Raw genomic sequence first — 17,081 nt, 5'->3', positions numbered from 1 at the left:
GGATCACCCTTCGGCTTGCCTGTAGATAACGGTGGTGCTGCCCACGACGATCCGCGAGCCGTCGCGGAGCGTAGCGCGGGTGGTGTGCTGCCCGTCCACCACGATGCCGTTGGTGGAGCCGAGATCCTGGATCGTCGAGGGCGTTCCGGTCCGGATCTCGCAGTGCCGGCGGGAGACGCCGGGGTCGTCGATCCGCACGTCGGCCTCGGTGCTGCGGCCCAGCACGAGTGTCGCGCGGGAGATCTGGTGGCGGGTGCCGTTGATCTCGATCCAGTGGCGGGTGCGTCCGCCGGGGGCGGGCGTCGCCGGGGGCTGCGGGCCGCCGGCGGGCTGCGGGTAGCCGTAGCCGCCGGGGCGGCCGCCGGGCGGCGGCGCGGCCGGCATGGGCGGGGCGCCCGCGGGGGCGGCCGGCGGGTAGCCGTAGCCGCCGCCCGGCTGGGCGGGCCGCGCGGGGGGCGCGGGGGGCGCGGCGGCGGCCGGGCCGCCCTGGTGGCTGCTGGAGGAGGCCAGGGTGCGGCTGCGCACCCGGTACAGGCCGGTGTCGAGGTCGTCCGCCTTCTCCAGGTGGACCTTGATGGGTCCCATGAAGGTGTAGCGCTGCTGCTTGGCGTAGTCGCGGACCATGCCGGCCAGCTCGTCGCCGAGCTGCCCGGAGTAGGGGCTGAGGCGCTCGTAGTCGGGCGTGCTCAGTTCCACGATGAAGTCGTTGGGCACCACGGTGCGGTCGCGGTTCCAGATGGTCGCGTTGTTGTCGCATTCACGCTGAAGCGCTCCCGCGATCTCCACGGGCTGCACCTCGGACTTGAAGACCTTTGCGAAGGTGCCGTTGACCAGGCCTTCGAGCCGCTGCTCGAACTTCTTCAGGACTCCCATGGGGCACCTCCTCCGTCGCTGCCGTCCTGTCCGCTTCCACTGTCCTGCGTAGTGCTGTGCTGCGTACTGCCGTGCCCGGTGCCGCCCCGCGTCGTGCGGTGCGGGCGCGCACTGCCCACCTGGTACTGCTTACTGATCGTATCCACGCGCCGGTCGATCGGCTGGTTCCCCCTGTCGGCCCGGTCGACGGGTGTCGACGCCTCTCGGAGTTCCCGCCCGAGATCCCCTTCGAACTCCGGCGGAACCTTCGGGGTGTGCTCCCTCAGGTACTCATGCCCAGGATCGTAGAGGCGGCCGCAGACCAGTGTCCCGCACCCGGCCGCGGTCCCCTACCGGCTCCTGGGGAGACGGGCCGGACCGGTACGAGGTTGATACGTGAACGGCCACGGACCGGGACGAGTGCCCGAAGGAGGGCGGGCACCCCGCTCCGCCCGGGGAAAGGGATGTGAATCGACCCCATCCAGCGTGCTAATGTTCTCGTGTCGGAAGGCGCCGGACCGCAAGGAAAGGCCCGGAAGACACACCCAATGCGCGGGTGGCGGAATAGGCAGACGCGCTGGATTCAGGTTCCAGTGCCCGCAAGGGCGTGGGGGTTCAACTCCCCCCTCGCGCACCAGCCGGAAGCCCCCCAGGTCTCGGACCTGGGGGGCTTCCGCGTGTCCGGACGCGGTGGCCCGTGGCGCGTGCGCTGTGAGGAAGGTCTCAGGACTCCGGAGCCCACAGGGCCGGCACGTTCGGCGGTTCCCAGCCCGTCATCGCGGTGTGCGCCTGGAGACAGCGGTACGAGCGGCCGCCGTACGTCACCCGGTCACCGGCCGTGTAGGCGTGACCGGTCGCCCAGGTGCCGCTCGGCGGGTCGGTGGGCGGGTCGGTGGGCGGGTCGGTGGGCGGATGCGTGGGGCCGGTGCCGCCGTCCACGTTCAGGACGAAGTCGAAGGTGCCCTCCTTGCCGTTGCCGGCGCCGCGGACGTTCATCAGCAGGGCCGGATCGAAGATCATGTCCGTGCTGTTGCGGGGCTCGCCGGGGAAGTAGAGCTGGGTGGTCAGGACGGGCTTGCCGGGGGCCTGCACCTTGACGTGGATGTGCCGGGTCCGGCCGGGGTAGAGGCCGGGGACGACGGTCTTCAGGGTGAAGGCGCCGGTGGAGTCGCTGAACTGGTGGCCGCGGAAGGTGTACCCGGCCATGTCGTAGGTGCCGTTGGTGTCCGCCTGCCAGAAGTCGAGCAGCACGCCGGACAGCGGGACGCAGTTCCGGCCGAAGACGTAGCCGCTGACGGTCAGCGGGGTGCCCGGGGTGCCGGGCGTGACCAGGCTCGTGCGCAGCGGCGAGTTCGGCTTGAAGTACGGCCCCTCCATCTGGTCGGGCGTCAGGTCGTCGCCGTCGTCGCAGTACGGCGTCGGCGTCAGGGTCCGCCCGTCGTTGGCGCGGGCGGCGTCCCGGGCCAGCGCGATGCCGCCGGTGGCGAGCAGTGGGACGGTGGCGCCGGCGGCGACGGCCGCCCTGAGCAGCGTCTTGCGGCTGATGCCGCGGTCGCCTCCGGAGCCCGTGCCGGGGCCGGGCTCGTCGGGGGTGGTGGGGGTGTGGGAGGTCATGGCGGTTCCTCGGTCTCCTCGGTGAGTGGTCCCTGGGCGAGCTGAGCGGGACGTGCGACATCCGGGACGTCGGGGACAGGGAGCGCGCCCGCCGGCGCGGGGCAGGCTGCTGTGGTTGCTTCGGCGGGCGCGCTCCGTGGTGATCGCTGGCCACCGTAGGCGCGCGGCGGGGGGTGCGGGCACCTCCTGTTTCGCCCCCTGCCCGGCGTTATGCGGGCGGGCGGGCCCGGTCGTGTACGCGCGGTGCGGCCCGGCGGTACGGTCGTGGCGCGCCGGGGACGGAGAGGCGGACCGGCCCGTCGCGGGGCGGGGCCGTCGGCGGTTCCGGGGGCCGGACGGGTGTCCGGTGCGCGGCGTACGGCCGGCACGACGTACAGGTACGGACGAGGACGTGGAGGGGGCCGGGATGACCGGGGCGACGGGGCGCGGGGGCGTGGACGCGACGGGGACGGGCGGGACGGAAGAGACGGAAGGCGGCGGTGGGGCGCGCGGGGGCGGAGGGGCTCTGCGGGGCGGGCGGGTGCCGGTCGTCCCGGGGTTCGCGCGGTGGCCCGCGGACGGTTCGCCGAAGGCGGAGGGCAAGGCGCTGCGCACGCGCGTCGCGCGGTCCGCGCACGCCGCCCTCGACCCGGACGCCGCCCGGCCGGACGCGGTGAGCGCGGTCGAGGAGTCCCACCGCGGCCGGATCCCGGGGCTCACCCCGATCCGCGCCGGGCGGATGGCCGCCACGCCGTTCGCGTTCCTGCGGGGGTCGGCGGGCCTGATGGCGTACGACCTGGCCCGCACCCCGGTCACCGGGATCGGCGCCCAGATCTGCGGTGACGCGCACGCCGCGAACTTCGGCCTCTACGGCGACGCCCGCGGCCGTCTGGTCATCGACCTGAACGACTTCGACGAGACGGTCCACGGCCCCTGGGAGTGGGACCTCAAGCGGCTGGCCGCCTCGCTCGTCCTCGCGGGCCGGGAGGCCGGTGCCGACGAGGACACCTGCCGCGAGGCCGCCCACGACGCGACCGGCGCCTACCGGCGCACCATGCGGCTGCTGGCGAAGCTGCCCGCGCTGGACGCCTGGAACGCCATCGCGGACGAGGAACTCGTCTCCCACACCGACGCCCACGACCTGCTCGGCACCCTGGAGCGGGTCTCGGAGAAGGCGCGGGCCAACACCAGCGGGCGCTTCGCCGCGAAGTCGACCGAGCCCACCGAGGACGGCGGGTGGCGCTTCGTGGACGCGGCTCCGGTGCTGCGCCGGGTGACGGACGCCGAGGCGGCGGCGGTCGCGGGCGCCCTGGAGGCGTACCTGGACACGCTCTCCGAGGACCGGCTGCCGCTGCTGGCCCGGTACGCGGTGCACGACGTGGCCTTCCGCGTCGTCGGCACCGGCAGCGTCGGCACGCGGTCGTACGTCGTGCTGCTCCTGGACCACCGGGGCGAGCCGCTCGTGCTCCAGGTCAAGGAGGCCCGGCCCTCCGCGCTGCTGCCCCACCTGGAGGCCGCCGGGTTCGACGCCCCCGAGGCCGCGCACGAGGGCCGCCGGGTGGTCCTGGGGCAGAAGCGGATGCAGGTGGTCAGCGACATCCTGCTGGGCTGGACCTCGGTCGACGGGCGGCCCTTCCAGGTGCGCCAGTTCCGCAACCGCAAGGGCAGCGTCGACCCCGCGGCCCTGGCCGCCGACCAGCTCGACGACTACGGCCGCATGACCGGCGCCCTGCTGGCCCGCGCCCACGCGCACAGCGCCGACCCACGGCTGATCGCGGGCTACTGCGGCAAGAGCGGCGAGCTGGACGAGGCCGTGTCCGCCTTCGCCGTCGCCTACGCCGACCGTACCGAGGCGGACCACGCGGACCTGGTGGCCGCGGTGCGCGCGGGGAGGGCCGCGGCGGAGCTGGGGGTGTGAGGGGCGGCGGGGCCGCGCGGGCGGCTCCCGGTGCCGGAACCCCCTAGGCTGGTCGGGTGACGACGCCGGAAGCTGAGCCCGAGCAGGAGGGTGCGCCGCGTCCCGAGGAACGGCTGGAACGGGCCGTACGGGCCGCCGAGCAGGCACTCATCGAGTACGAGATCGCGCTGGAGACCTTCCGCGTGGAGGTCGAGAACTTCTCGCGGCTGCACGAGCAGCGGCTCGGCCCGGTGTACGCGCGGCTCGAGGAGCTGGAGGCGGAGATCCTCGCGGCCCGCGCGGCCCGCACGGGCGACGCCGAGGACCTGCGCCGGGCCGACGAGGCCCGGGCCCGGCTGATGCCGATCCCCGGGGTCGAGGAGCTGCTGAACGGCTGGATGGACGGGGACGGGCTGTTCCCCGAGGCGGCCGCGATGCTCACGGACCAGGCGGTCCGTCCCCCGCAGCGGGTCCGGCCGAGCGAGGAGGCCCGCAAGCTCTACCGCGAGCTGGCCCGCAAGGCCCACCCCGACCTGGCGCAGGAGGAGACCGAGCGGGTCCGGCGCGAGGAGTTCATCACCCGCGTCAACGCCGCCTACGCCGCCGGCGACGCGGCGCGACTGCGCGAACTGGCCGAGGAGTGGGCCGCCGGGCCGGTGCCCGAGCGGCGCCCGAGCCGCGCCGAGGAGCTGTACGTGCGGCTCGAATGGCTCGACCGGCGCAAGGAGATGCTCACCCTGCTCGCCAAGGAGCTGGAGGAGAGCGCGATCGGCGCCATGCTCAGGCTGGCCCCGGACGACCCCGACCGGCTGCTGGAGGAGATCGCCGAACAGTTGGCCGCCCAGGTGCGCGAGCGGGAGGCGGAGCTGGCGGGGATGCTCGCGCAGGACTGAGTCCGTCCGCGGCTCCGGTAGCGTCTGGGGCATGAGTTTCGGAGCTGGTGTGCCCACGGTCGGGATCGACGACCTCAAGGACGGCGACTTCCTGCTGGACGTCCGCGAGGACGACGAGTGGCAGGCGGGCCACGCCGCCGGGGCGCTGCACATTCCCCTCAGCGAGTTCGTGGCCCGCTTCGGCGAGCTGACCGAGGCCGCGCCGCAGGACGGCCGGGTGCACGTGCTCTGCCGCGTGGGCGGTCGCTCGGCGCAGGTCACCATGTACCTGGTCCAGCAGGGCGTCGACGCGGTGAACGTCGACGGCGGCATGCAGGAGTGGGCCGCCGCCGGGCGTCCCGTGGTCGACGACAAAGGCGAGCCCGGGCACGTCCTCTAGGGGGCCGGTCCGGCGGGGGCTGTGCGGTCGGCCGGTCCTGAGTACCGTTCCCGTTCGAACGTCGCCGCGCGGCCGCACGGGCGGCGCGGGGCGTCCCGGGACGGGACGGGCGGACGGACGGATCGGGACCGAACGGGGCGGAATGGACGCGTACGACAAGGGCTCGGACGCCCGGCAGGGGCCGGGGCGGGACGACCCGGACGGGCTGGGCGAGCCGGCCGGGGCCGCCTCCGGGGAAGCCGGGGCCGCCCCCGGGGAAGCCGGGGCCGCACCTCCCGGCCCGCCTCCCCGGCCGCGCACCGGCGTCGCCGCGCTTTCCCCGCGCTACCAGGTCGGTGCCCTGGTCGCCCTCGCGGTGGCCGCGGTCGCCGTCTGCGCCCACCTCGGGCTGGTGTTCCTGCACGTGGCCCCGTCCAACACGCTCACCAAGCAGCACGGCGCCGCGGTGGACGAGTGGGTCTTCCCGGAGTTCGAGCAGAACTGGAAGCTCTTCGCGCCCAACCCGCTCCAGCAGAACGTCTCCGTCCAGGTCCGCGCCGAGGTCGGTACGGCGGACGGCGGGATACGCACGACCGGCTGGTACGACCTGTCCGCCGAGGACGGCCGGGCCATCGACGGCAACCCGCTGCCGAGCCACACCCAGCAGAACGAACTGCGCCGCGCCTGGGACTTCTTCGTCGCCACCCACGACTCCGAGGACCGCCCGGTGGGTCTGCGGGGCTCCCTGTCCGAGACGTATCTGCGGCGCATCGCGCTGCTGCGCCTGGAGCGCAACGACGCGGCCGGACCCGGAGGCGTCGTCGAGCGCGTCCAGTACCGTTCCCGGACCACGAACGTGGCGCCGCCCCCGTGGAGCGGCGAGAAGGTCTCCGGACGGCCGGCCGTCCGCGAGCTGCCCTGGTGGTCGGTGGCCGCCGAGACCGGGGGCGCCAGGGCCGGGAAGAGCGGAGCGGCCGAGAGGGCCCGGGAAGCCGATCAGGCCGGAGAGGCCGATCAGGCCGACGAGGCCGAGAAGGCCGGGGGCGTCGCGTGAACGGCATCGTCGTCCGGGTCTCCCGCTCCGTCGCCCGCGTCACGGGCGCCGCGCTCGGCCCGTACCAGACCGCCGTGGTCCGCATCGGCTTCGGCGCCACCTGGCTGCTCTTCCTGCTGCGGGAACTGCCCCACCGCCACGAGCTGTACGGCCCGGACGGGCCCTGGGGCCACGACCTCGCCGAGCAGCTGACCGCCGACAACGGCGCCTTCACGGTGCTGATGTGGTCGGACGGGCGGATCTGGTTCGAGGCCGTCTACGCGCTGGCCGTCCTGAGCAGCGTGCTGCTCCTGCTGGGCTGGCGCACCCGCACCCTGTCCGTCCTGTTCATGGTCGGCGTGCTCTCGCTGCAGAACCGCAGCGTGTTCATGGGGGACGGCGGCGACAACGTCGTGCACCTGATGAGCATCTACCTGGTCCTCACCCGGTGCGGCCAGGTGTGGTCGCTGGACGCGCGCCGCGCCCGGCGCGCGGCTGCGGCACGCGCGCGGGGCGAGCGGGTCGTGGACCGGACCGGGCCGGTGCTGTGGTGCGTCCTCGGGTTCCTGCTGATCGCGGCGACCTCGGCGGGCCGGCTCGACGGCGACTGGTTCGTCCCGGCGCTGCTGTGGGCGGTGTGGGTCTCGCTCGGCCTGTGGTGGGCCGTGGGGCGGGGTGCCGGGGGCGGCGGTCAGCCGCGGATCCTGCTGGACGTGATCACGAACATCGTGCACAACGGCGCGCTCGTCGTGATCATGGCCGAGGCGTGCCTGATCTACGCGACGGCCGGCTGGTACAAGATCCAGGGTTCGCGCTGGCAGGACGGCACGGCCGTCTACTACCCGCTGAACCTGGACTACTTCTCGCCGTGGCCCGCGCTGTCCGACGCGCTGGCCGCCAACGGCACGGTGATCATGCTCATCACGTACGGCACGGTCGCCGTGCAGGTCGCCTTCCCGTTCACGCTGTTCAACCGGCGGATCAAGAACGTGCTCCTCGCCGTGATGATGACCGAGCACGCGGTGATCGCGGTGACGCTCGGGCTGCCCTTCTTCTCACTGGCGATGATCGCCGCCGACGCGGTCTTCCTGCCCACCTCGTTCCTGCGCCGGCTGGGCGACCGGGCGGCCCGCGCGGGGAACCGGACGGCGCGCCGGTTGCCCCGGGCGGTGCTCGCGGCGGCGGCGCACCGGCACGGGGACGCCGACCGGGACCGGCACCGCGACGGGGGCTCGCACGGGGACGGAGACGGTCGTCCGGCGACGGTGCCCGGGCCGCGGAGCCGGGGAGACGACGCGGGCGCCGCCGGAGCCGGGGCGGGTGCGGTGGAGGGCAGGACCCCGGACCCGCGCACGTAGGCTTCCGCACATGACCGACCCCGTCGACCCCGGCCCGCCGGCCGCCTGGCACCTGCACGCCGGCCGGTGCGTGCTGCTGGACGGCTTCCACGCCCTCAAGCACGCGCTGCGCTTCGGTGCCGAGGTGCCGGTGGCCGTCACCAGCGACCGCGCGGGTGCCCTGGCCCTCGCCGACGAGCTGGCGCCGGACGTGCGCGAGGCGCTGGCGGGGCTGCTGACCGAGGTGTCGCACGAGGCGTACGCGTCGCTCGTCCCCCGGCCGCACCCCACCGCGGTGGCCGCCCTGGCCGTACGGCCCGCGCGGGCCGCCGGTCTGGAGACGCTGGCGCGCCTTCCCCGCCGCGCCCCCGTCGTCGTCCTCGACCAGCCGCGCAACCTCGGCAACGCGGGGGCGGTGATCCGGCTGGCCGCCGGTTTCGGGGCGACCGGTGTGGTCACCACCGGCACGCTGGATCCCTGGCACCCCACGGTGGTGCGCGGTGGGGCGGGGCTGCACTTCGCGACCGTCGTGGAGCGGCTGGAGGCCGCCGCTCTGCCGCCGGGGCCGGTGTTCGCGCTGGACCCGGAGGGCGAGGACATCCGGGGGCTGAGGCTGCCGGACGACGCGCTGCTCGCCTTCGGCTCCGAGCGCAGCGGGCTGACGCGGGAGCTGCGCGCGCGGGCCGACCACCTGGTGGCCCTGCCGATGCGCCCCCAGGTCTCCAGCTACAACCTCGCGACCAGCGTGGCCATGACGCTCTACCACTGGAGCGCCGGCGGGGGCGCACCCCAGGTGCCGTAGGGGTCCGGTTCAGGCCGGGCGGCGGACCTCCACCACCCGGAAGCGGTTGGCCACGAAGGCGCCGTCGCACAGCGCCGCGTTGGCCGCGGGGTTGCCGCCCGAGCCGTGGAAGTCGGAGAAGGCGGCCGTCTGGTTGACGTACACCCCGCCGGTGAGGTTCAGGGAGAGCTGGGCCGCCTCCTCCAGACAGGCCTCCCGCACGGCCTCCTCGACCTCCGGGTCGGTCGTGTACGCGCCGACCGTCATCGCGCCCTTCTCGCGGACGCTGCGGCGCAGCAGCTCCACGGCGTGGTCCGCCGAGTCGACGGCGACGGCGAAGGAGACCGGGCCGAAGCACTCGCTGGTGTAGGCGGCCTCGTCCTCGGGCTTGGCGCCGTCCAGCTTGACGATGACCGGGGTGCGCACGACGGCGTCCGGGAACTCCGGGTGGGCGACCTCGCGGGAGGCGAGGGCGATCTCGCCGAGACCGGCGGCGGCCTCCAGGCGGGCCTTGACGTCCGGGTTGACGATCGCGCCGAGCAGCGCGTTCGCGCGGGCGTCGTCGCCGAGGAGGCCGTCGACGGCGCGCGCAAGGTCGGCGGTGACCTCGTCGTAGGACTTGTGGCCCTGGTCGGTGCGGATGCCGTCGCGGGGGATCAGCAGGTTCTGGGGGGTGGTGCACATCTGGCCGCTGTACAGGGACAGGGAGAAGGCCAGGTTGGCCAGCATGCCCCGGTAGTCGTCGGTCGACTCCACGACCACCGTGTTGACGCCGGCCTTCTCCGTGTACACCTGGGCCTGGCGGGCGTTGGCCTCCAGCCAGTCGCCGAAGGCGGTGGAGCCGGTGTAGTCGATGATCCGGATCTCGGGGCGGGTGGCCAGGGTCTTGGCGATGCCCTCGCCGGGGCGCTCGGCGGCCAGCGCGACCAGGTTCGCGTCGAAGCCGGCCTCGGTGAGGACCTCGCGGGCGACCTGGACGGTGAGCGCCAGGGGCAGCACCGCGCGGGGGTGCGGCTTGACCAGGACCGCGTTGCCGGTGGCGAGGGAGGCGAACAGGCCCGGGTAGCCGTTCCACGTCGGGAAGGTGTTGCAGCCGATGACCAGGCCGATGCCGCGGGGGACGGGCGTGAACCGCTTGGTGAGCGCCAGCGGGTCGCGCTTGCCCTGGGGCTTGGTCCACTCCGCGGTCTCGGGCGTGCGGGACTGCTCCACGTACGCGTAGGCCACGGCCTCCATGCCGCGGTCCTGGGCGTGCGGCCCGCCCGCCTGGAAGGCCATCATGAACGCCTGTCCGGAGGTGTGCATGACCGCCTGCGCGAACTCCATGGTCCGGTCGGCGATCCGCCGCAGGATCTCCAGGCAGACCACCGCGCGCAGCTCCGCGCCCGCGTCCCGCCACGCCTTCTGGCCGGCCGTCATCGCGGGCAGCAGCACGTCGAGGTCCGCGTGCGGGTACTCCACGCCCAGCTCGACGCCGTACGGGGAGACCTCGCCGCCGACCCAGCCGTCGGTGCCGGGCTGGCCGAGGTCGAGGCGGGTGCCGAGCAGGGCGTCGAAGGCCGCCTTGCCCGCGGCGGTGTCCAGGCTGCCGTTCTCCCCGTAGGCCTTGGGGTGCTCCGGGTGCGGGGACCAGTACACGCGCGTGCGGATCGTCTCCAGCGCCAGGTCCAGGGTCGGCCGGTGCTGGGCGATCAACTGGTGAGCGGTGAGTTCGGCGGCCATGCGGGACCAACTCCTCGTCGTCGAGTGCGTGGACCTGGGGGAAACCTGGGCAGGAACAGGCGGACACGGCTAGAGTAACCGAACGATCGGTCGGGACAAGGGGGACCGCCGCATCTGTGGAAAACCCCGTGCGGGAGGATCGCGCACATGACAGCACTCGACCTCAGCAGCCCCGTGGCCGTCGTCGGCACCGGCACCATGGGCCAGGGCATCGCCCAGGTGGCGCTGGTCGCGGGCCATCCCGTGCGGCTGTACGACGCCGTCGCCGGGCGGGCCCGGGAAGCGGCCGACGCGATCGGCGCCCGGCTCGACCGGCTCGTCGAGAAGAAACGCATCACCGGTGCCGAACGGGACGCCGCCCGCTCCCGGCTCGCGCCTGCCGGGAGCCTCGCCGACCTCGCCGGGTGCGCGCTCGTCGTCGAGGCCGTCGTGGAGCGGCTGGAGGTCAAGCAGGAGCTGTTCCGCGCCCTGGAGGACGTCGTCGGCGACGCCTGCCTGCTGGCCACCAACACCTCCTCCCTGTCCGTCACCGCCGTCGGCGGCGCGCTGCGCGTCCCCGGCCGCTTCGTCGGTCTGCACTTCTTCAACCCCGCACCGCTGCTGCCGCTCGTGGAGGTGGTCTCCGGGGCCGCGACCGACCCCGCGGCGGCCACGCGCGCGTACGAGACGGCCCGCGCCTGGGGCAAGACCCCGGTCGCCTGCGCCGACACCCCCGGCTTCGTCGTCAACCGCATCGCCCGGCCCTTCTACGCCGAGGCCTTCGCGGTCTTCGAGGAACAGGGCGCCGACCCGGCCACGATCGACGCCGTGCTGCGCGAGTCCGGCGGGTTCAGGATGGGCGCCTTCGAGCTGACCGACCTCATCGGACAGGACGTCAACGAGTCGGTCACCCACTCCGTGTGGCAGTCGTTCTTCCAGGACGTGCGCTTCGCCCCCTCGCTGGCCCAGCGCCGCCTGGTCGAGTCCGGCCGGCTCGGCCGCAAGAGCGGGCGGGGCTGGTACGACTACCGGGACGGCGCCGAGCGCCCCCGGCCGCACACCGCCGAACCGGCCGGGGCGCCCGCGTACGTCGTCGTCGAGGGCGACCTGGGGCCGGCCGCCGAGCTGGTCGCGCTGATCGGCGAGGCGGGGATCGAGGTCCGCGCGGAGGGCGGCGGGAGCACCGGGCAACTCGTGCTGCCCGGCGGCGGCCGGCTCCGCCTCACCGACGGGCGGACCTCGGCCGGGACCGGCGGCGTCGTCCACTTCGACCTCGCCCTCGACTACCGGCGGGCCGCCCGGATCGCCCTCGCCCCCGGCGCGACCACCCCGCCGCACGCCCTCGCCGAGGCCACGGGCCTCTTCCAGGCGCTCGGCAAGGAGGTCAGCGTCGTCGGCGACGTGCCCGGCATGATCGTGGCGCGCACGGTCGCGCGGATCGTCGACCTGGCGTACGACGCGGTCGACCGCGGCGTGGCCTCGGCGGCGGACGTCGACACCGCCATGCGCCTTGGCGTGAACTACCCGCTGGGGCCCGTCGAATGGGGCCGCAGACTGGGACTGCGGTGGGTCTACGCACTCCTGGGCGAACTGCGGGAACTCGACCCGTCCGGGCGCCACGCCCCGTCCCTCGCGCTCCACCGCCACACGCACGTCTCCGACGCCGGGGAGGGCACCCCCTCATGACCACCGCCAGGCGCGACACGTACACGCCCGAGACGCTGCTGTCGGTCGCCGTGCAGGTCTTCATCGAGCGCGGCTACGACGGCACCTCCATGGAGCACCTGTCCAAGGCGGCCGGGATCTCCAAGTCCTCGATATACCACCACGTCAGCGGTAAGGAGGAGCTGCTGCGCCGGGCCGTGAGCCGGGCCCTGGACGAGCTCTTCGGGATCCTCGACGAGGAGCACGCGCGCGTGGGGACCGCCGCCGAGCGCCTCGAGTACGTGGTGCGGCGCATGGTCGAGGTGCTCATGGCGGAGCTGCCCTACGTCACGCTGCTGCTGCGGGTGCGCGGCAACACCGGCACCGAGCGGTGGGCGCTGGAGCGGCGGCGCGAGTTCGACCACCGGGTCGCCGCCCTGCTCAAGGACGCGGCGGCCGAGGGCGACGTGCGCGCGGACGTGGAGGTGCGGCTCGCGACGCGCCTCGTCTTCGGCATGATCAACTCCATCGTCGAGTGGTACCGCCCGGACGGTCCCGACGGCCGGGGCGGCACGGGCCGGCAGGAAGTGGTCGACGCGGTGGCGCGGCTGGTCTTCGGCGGGCTGCGCAAGGCCTCCTGATCCGTACGGATCCGTACCGGGCCGCTCAGCCCTGCGGTTCGAGGTCCTCGGTCTCGAAGACCAGCAGCGTGCGGGTGCTGAGCACCTCCGGGATGGCCTGGAGGCGGCTGAGCACCAGCTCGCGCAGGGCCCGGTTGTCCGGGGTGTGCACCAGCAGCAGCACGTCGAAGTCGCCGCCCACCAGCGCGATGTGCGAGGCCCCGGGCAGCTTCCGCAGCTCGGCGCGGACCGTGCGCCAGGAGTTCTGGACGATCTTCAGGGTGATGTACGCCGAGGTGCCGTGCCCGGCGCGTTCGTGGTCGACGCGGGCGCCGAACCCGCGGATGACGCCGTCCTCGACGAGCCGGTTGATGCGCGCGTAGGCGTTGGCACGGGAGACGTGCACCCGCTCCGCGACCGACCGTATGGAGGCGCGTCCGTCGGCCTGGAGCATGCGCAGGATGTCCTGGTCGATGGCGTCCAGCGGGCGCGGGGGCGGCGGGGCGGGGGGCTCGTCGGGGCCGCCGCCCTCCCCGGGGCGATCGGCCATTTGTTCAGATGCCACGTGCCCCCGCCTTCCCCTGATGGACGTACTGCGTCCATCACAGGCTGTGGAGAACCGTTTGTCCACAGCCTGGGGCCGCATGTAGCCAAAATGTGCCGGCGACCGAACAATCGGTAGGTGAGGCCCGTCACACCCGTGACGAGCCCAGAGCTTCGCTCCCACGAGGAGGTGCCGTCATGACGGTCATGGAGCAGCGGGGCGCGTACCGGCCCACACCGCCGCCCGCCTGGCAGCCCCGTACCGATCCCGCGCCGCTGCTGCCGGACGCCGAGCCCCACCGCGTCCTCGGGACGAAGGCCGCGGACCGCGCCGACACCGAGCTGCTGCGCACGCTGTACGCCCGGCTGGTGCGCGGCCGCCGCTACAACGCGCAGGCCACGGCGCTCACCCGGCAGGGCCGGCTGGCCGTCTACCCCTCCAGCACCGGCCAGGAGGCGTGCGAGGTCGCCGCCGCGCTGGTCCTGGAGGAGCGGGACTGGCTCTTCCCCAGCTACCGCGACACCCTCGCGGTCGTCTCCCGCGGCGTCGACCCGGTCGAGGCCCTCACCCTGCTGCGCGGCGACTGGCACACCGGCTACGACCCCTACGAACACCGGGTCGCCCCGCTGTCCACGCCGCTGGCCACCCAGCTCCCGCACGCCGTGGGCCTCGCCCACGCCGCCCGCCTCAAGGGCGACGACGTGGTCGCGCTCGCCATGGTGGGCGACGGCGGCACCAGCGAGGGCGACTTCCACGAGGCGCTGAACTTCGCCGCCGTCTGGCGGGCCCCGGTCGTCTTCCTCGTGCAGAACAACGGCTTCGCGATCTCCGTCCCGCTCGACAAGCAGACCGCCGCCCCGTCGCTGGCCCACAAGGCCGTCGGCTACGGGATGCCCGGCCGCCTGGTCGACGGCAATGACGCGGCAGCGGTGCACGAGGTCCTCTCCGACGCCGTACGGCACGCGCGCGCGGGCGGCGGTCCCACGCTGGTGGAGGCCGTGACGTACCGCGTCGACGCGCACACCAACGCCGACGACGCCACGCGCTACCGGGGCGACGCCGAGGTGGAGACCTGGCGCCGGCACGACCCGGTCGAGCTGCTGGAGCGCGAGCTGACCGAGCGCGGCCTGCTCGACGAGGACGGCGTCCGCGCCGCCCGTGAGGACGCCGAGGCCATGGCCGCCGATCTGCGCGCCCGGATGAACGAGGACCCGGAGCTGAGCCCGTTGGACCTGTTCGACCACGTCTACGCGGAACCCACCGCGCAGCTTCGCGAGCAGCGGGACCAGTTGCGCGCGGAGCTGGAGGCGGAGTCCGAGAGCGGGGCCCGGGACGCGGGAGCACCGGAAGGAGGACGTCGATGACCACCGTCGCCGTCAAGCCGGCCACCATGGCGCAGGCCCTCACGCGCGCGCTGCGCGACGCCATGGCCGCCGACCCGGGCGTGCACGTCCTCGGCGAGGACGTGGGCACGCTCGGCGGCGTCTTCCGGATCACCGACGGGCTCGCCGCGGAGTTCGGCGACGACCGCTGCACGGACACGCCGCTCGCCGAGGCCGGCATCCTCGGCACGGCCGTCGGCATGGCGATGTACGGGCTGCGCCCGGTCGTCGAGATGCAGTTCGACGCCTTCGCCTACCCCGCGTTCGAGCAGGTCGTCAGCCACGTCACCAAGATGCGCAACCGCACGCGCGGGAAGATGCCCCTGCCGCTGACCATCCGCATCCCCTACGGCGGCGGCATCGGCGGCGTCGAGCACCACAGCGACTCGTCCGAGGCGTACTACATGGCGACTCCGGGGCTCCATGTCGTCACGCCCGCGACCGTCGCCGACGCCTACGGGCTGCTGCGCGCTTCCATCGCCTCCGACGATCCGGTGGTCTTCCTCGAGCCCAAGCGGCTGTACTGGTCGAAGGACGCCTGGAACCCCGAGGAGCCCGCACCCGTTGAGCCGGTGGGCCGCGCGGTGGTGCGGCGCTCCGGCCGGAGCGCCACGCTCATCACGTACGGACCGTCGCTGGCCGTCTGCCTGGAGGCGGCCGAGGCGGCCCGGGCCGAGGGGTGGGACCTCGAAGTCGTCGACCTGCGCTCCCTGGTGCCGTTCGACGACGAGACGGTGTGCGCCTCGGTGCGGCGGACGGGACGTGCGGTGGTCGTCCACGAGTCGGGTTCCTTCGGGGGCCCGGGCGGGGAGATCGCGGCCCGGGTCACGGAGCGCTGCTTCCACCACCTGGAGGCACCGGTGCTGCGGGTGGCCGGTTTCGACATCCCGTATCCTCCGCCGATGCTGGAGCGTCACCACCTGCCCGGTGTGGACCGCATCCTGGACGCCGTGGGGCGCCTGCAGTGGGAGGCCGAGAGCTGATGGCACACGCTTCTGACGGGCACAGCCTGGAGTTCAAGCTCCCCGACCTCGGTGAGGGGCTCACCGAGGCGGAGATCGTGCGCTGGCTGGTCGAGGTCGGCGACGTGGTCGCCGTCGACCAGCCGGTCGTCGAGGTCGAGACGGCCAAGGCGATGGTCGAGGTGCCCTGCCCCTACGGCGGGGTGGTCACCGCCCGTTTCGGCGAGGAGGGCACGGAGCTGCCCGTCGGGGCGCCGCTGGTGACCGTGGCGGTGGGCGGGACGGCCGCGGACGGACCGGCGCGTGCGTCCGGCACTGGTACCGGTACCGGTACCGGCAACAGCACCGGCACCGGTGAGGCGCCGGCCGCCGGACCGCCGGCCGCGGAGAAGAAGCCGGAGGGCTCCGGCAACGTCCTGGTCGGCTACGGCACCTCCGAGGCGCCCGCGCGGCGGCGCCGGGTGCGGCCCGAGCGCCGGGTCGCCACCGGCGCCTCCGGGCGGGCCAACGGCCGGGTCCGCGACGCCGGGCGGACGGCCGGACCGGCGGTCCCCGCGGCCGAGCCGGTGGACGGCCCGGTCCCGGTCATCTCCCCGCTGGTGCGCAGGCTGGCCCGCCAGCACGACCTGGACCTGCGCGAGCTGGCCGGTTCAGGACCGGACGGGCTGATCCTGCGCGCGGACGTCGAGTACGCGCTGCGGGCCGCCGCCGCGCAGGGCGGCCGTACGGCGGACCAGGAGGCCGGGACGGCCGGGGCGCTCCCCGCGGCGGCACCCTCCGACGGCACCCGCGTCCCCCTCAGGGGCGTGCGCGGAGCCGTCGCCGACAAGCTCTCCCGCAGCCGGCGCGAGATCCCCGACGCCACCTGCTGGGTGGACGCCGACGCGACGGAGCTGATGCGGGCGCGCACCGCGATGAACGCCGCCGGCGGGCCGAAGATCTCCCTGGTCGCCCTGCTGGCCCGGATCTGCACGGCGGCCCTGGCCCGTTTCCCGGAGCTGAACTCGACGGTCGACCCGGAGGCCCGGGAGATCGTCCGGCTCGACGGGGTCCACCTCGGCTTCGCCGCCCAGACGGACCGGGGTCTGGTCGTGCCGGTCGTCCGGGACGCGCACGCGCGGGACGCCGAGTCGCTCACCGCGGAGTTCGCCCGGCTGACCGAGGCGGCCCGGGCCGGTCGGCTGACCCCGGGGGAGCTGACCGGCGGCACCTTCACGCTGAACAACTACGGCGTGTTCGGCGTCGACGGCTCCACGCCGATCATCAACCACCCCGAGGCCGCCATGCTCGGCGTCGGCCGCATCGTCCCCAAGCCGTGGGTGCACGAGGGCGAGTTGGCGGTGCGTCAGGTCGTGCAGCTCTCGCTCACCTTCGACCACCGGGTGTGCGACGGCGGTACGGCGGGCGGCTTCCTGCGGTACGTGGCGGACTGCGTGGAACAGCCGGCGGTGCTGCTGCGGACCCTGTGAAACCCGCGCCGGCGC

The 17,081-nt window shown here is 74.3% G+C and carries 15 protein-coding genes and 1 tRNA gene; 12 read left to right on the top strand and 4 right to left on the bottom strand.

What is annotated here, in order from left to right; genetic code table 11:
* Positions 1 to 3 precede the first annotated feature (3 nt).
* Positions 4 to 873 carry an antibiotic biosynthesis regulator FhaA gene (fhaA, locus tag Sdi02f_RS18525; RefSeq protein ID WP_031088104.1) on the bottom strand — a complete coding sequence of 290 codons (870 nt, stop codon included), beginning with the start codon at positions 871 to 873 and terminating at the stop codon, positions 4 to 6.
* A 529-nt stretch (positions 874 to 1,402) separates the two neighbouring features.
* On the opposite strand from fhaA, the gene Sdi02f_RS18520 reads away from it, so the two are divergent.
* Positions 1,403 to 1,489: transfer RNA gene (locus Sdi02f_RS18520), tRNA-Leu, on the top strand.
* Positions 1,490 to 1,575: 86 nt separating this feature from the next.
* On the opposite strand, the gene Sdi02f_RS18515 is transcribed toward Sdi02f_RS18520, so the two are convergent.
* Positions 1,576 to 2,466, bottom strand: a complete 891-nt coding sequence (locus tag Sdi02f_RS18515; RefSeq protein WP_108933681.1) for a dioxygenase family protein — start codon at positions 2,464 to 2,466, stop codon at positions 1,576 to 1,578.
* A gap of 406 nt (positions 2,467 to 2,872) precedes the next feature.
* Here Sdi02f_RS18515 and Sdi02f_RS18510 point away from each other — a divergent pair, with 406 nt between their 5' ends.
* From Sdi02f_RS18510 to Sdi02f_RS18485, 6 genes are all read left to right on the top strand, one after another.
* Positions 2,873 to 4,363, top strand: coding sequence for a DUF2252 domain-containing protein (locus Sdi02f_RS18510; RefSeq protein ID WP_108933680.1), 1,491 nt, complete (start codon positions 2,873 to 2,875; stop codon positions 4,361 to 4,363).
* 56 nt (positions 4,364 to 4,419) lie between these two features.
* Entirely contained in the window at positions 4,420 to 5,235 is an 816-nt protein-coding gene (locus tag Sdi02f_RS18505; protein WP_053638530.1) for a hypothetical protein, read from the top strand.
* Positions 5,236 to 5,284: 49 nt separating this feature from the next.
* The gene (locus tag Sdi02f_RS18500; RefSeq protein ID WP_030401566.1) at positions 5,285 to 5,614 is read left to right on the top strand and encodes a rhodanese-like domain-containing protein; all 330 of its coding nucleotides are present in this window, start codon (positions 5,285 to 5,287) and stop codon (positions 5,612 to 5,614) included.
* A 142-nt stretch (positions 5,615 to 5,756) separates the two neighbouring features.
* On the top strand, positions 5,757 to 6,647 hold the full coding sequence (locus Sdi02f_RS18495; RefSeq protein ID WP_108933679.1) for a DUF5819 family protein: 891 nt from the start codon (positions 5,757 to 5,759) through the stop codon (positions 6,645 to 6,647).
* Positions 6,644 to 7,984 carry an HTTM domain-containing protein gene (locus Sdi02f_RS18490; protein ID WP_051849698.1) on the top strand — a complete coding sequence of 447 codons (1,341 nt, stop codon included), beginning with the start codon at positions 6,644 to 6,646 and terminating at the stop codon, positions 7,982 to 7,984. The genes Sdi02f_RS18495 and Sdi02f_RS18490 overlap by 4 nt, the downstream gene beginning before the upstream one ends.
* A gap of 10 nt (positions 7,985 to 7,994) precedes the next feature.
* Entirely contained in the window at positions 7,995 to 8,765 is a 771-nt protein-coding gene (locus Sdi02f_RS18485; RefSeq protein ID WP_053638529.1) for a TrmH family RNA methyltransferase, read from the top strand.
* Between the two features lie 9 nt (positions 8,766 to 8,774).
* Here the strand turns inward: Sdi02f_RS18485 and paaN are convergent, their stop codons facing one another.
* Positions 8,775 to 10,466, bottom strand: coding sequence for a phenylacetic acid degradation protein PaaN (gene paaN / locus Sdi02f_RS18480; protein ID WP_108933678.1), 1,692 nt, complete (start codon positions 10,464 to 10,466; stop codon positions 8,775 to 8,777).
* Between the two features lie 147 nt (positions 10,467 to 10,613).
* Here paaN and Sdi02f_RS18475 point away from each other — a divergent pair, with 147 nt between their 5' ends.
* Both Sdi02f_RS18475 and Sdi02f_RS18470 read left to right on the top strand, forming a co-directional pair.
* Complete coding sequence (locus tag Sdi02f_RS18475; RefSeq protein ID WP_108933677.1) at positions 10,614 to 12,131, top strand: 3-hydroxyacyl-CoA dehydrogenase; 1,518 nt, start codon at positions 10,614 to 10,616, stop codon at positions 12,129 to 12,131.
* The gene (locus Sdi02f_RS18470) at positions 12,128 to 12,730 is read left to right on the top strand and encodes a TetR/AcrR family transcriptional regulator (protein WP_030401560.1); all 603 of its coding nucleotides are present in this window, start codon (positions 12,128 to 12,130) and stop codon (positions 12,728 to 12,730) included. The genes Sdi02f_RS18475 and Sdi02f_RS18470 overlap by 4 nt, the downstream gene beginning before the upstream one ends.
* A gap of 25 nt (positions 12,731 to 12,755) precedes the next feature.
* Here Sdi02f_RS18470 and Sdi02f_RS18465 read toward each other — a convergent pair whose 3' ends face one another.
* A complete protein-coding gene (locus Sdi02f_RS18465; protein WP_030401559.1) occupies positions 12,756 to 13,259 on the bottom strand; it encodes an Lrp/AsnC family transcriptional regulator in 504 nt (167 codons plus the stop codon).
* 191 nt (positions 13,260 to 13,450) lie between these two features.
* On the opposite strand from Sdi02f_RS18465, the gene pdhA reads away from it, so the two are divergent.
* The 3 genes from pdhA to Sdi02f_RS18450 are packed head-to-tail and all read left to right on the top strand — an operon-like array spanning position 13,451 to position 17,066.
* Positions 13,451 to 14,617 (top strand): pyruvate dehydrogenase (acetyl-transferring) E1 component subunit alpha, encoded by a 1,167-nt coding sequence (gene pdhA, locus Sdi02f_RS18460; RefSeq protein WP_030401558.1) that lies wholly within the window; start codon positions 13,451 to 13,453, stop codon positions 14,615 to 14,617.
* Complete coding sequence (locus Sdi02f_RS18455) at positions 14,614 to 15,618, top strand: alpha-ketoacid dehydrogenase subunit beta (RefSeq protein ID WP_030401557.1); 1,005 nt, start codon at positions 14,614 to 14,616, stop codon at positions 15,616 to 15,618. Before pdhA ends, Sdi02f_RS18455 begins: the two co-directional genes overlap by 4 nt.
* The gene (locus Sdi02f_RS18450; protein WP_108933676.1) at positions 15,618 to 17,066 is read left to right on the top strand and encodes a dihydrolipoamide acetyltransferase family protein; all 1,449 of its coding nucleotides are present in this window, start codon (positions 15,618 to 15,620) and stop codon (positions 17,064 to 17,066) included. The genes Sdi02f_RS18455 and Sdi02f_RS18450 overlap by 1 nt, the downstream gene beginning before the upstream one ends.
* The last annotated feature ends 15 nt before the right edge of the window (positions 17,067 to 17,081 follow it).

Source organism: Streptomyces ardesiacus, assembly GCF_003112575.1.
GTDB classification, from domain to species: domain Bacteria; phylum Actinomycetota; class Actinomycetes; order Streptomycetales; family Streptomycetaceae; genus Streptomyces; species Streptomyces ardesiacus.
This window is presented reverse-complemented; position numbering and strand designations above follow the sequence as displayed.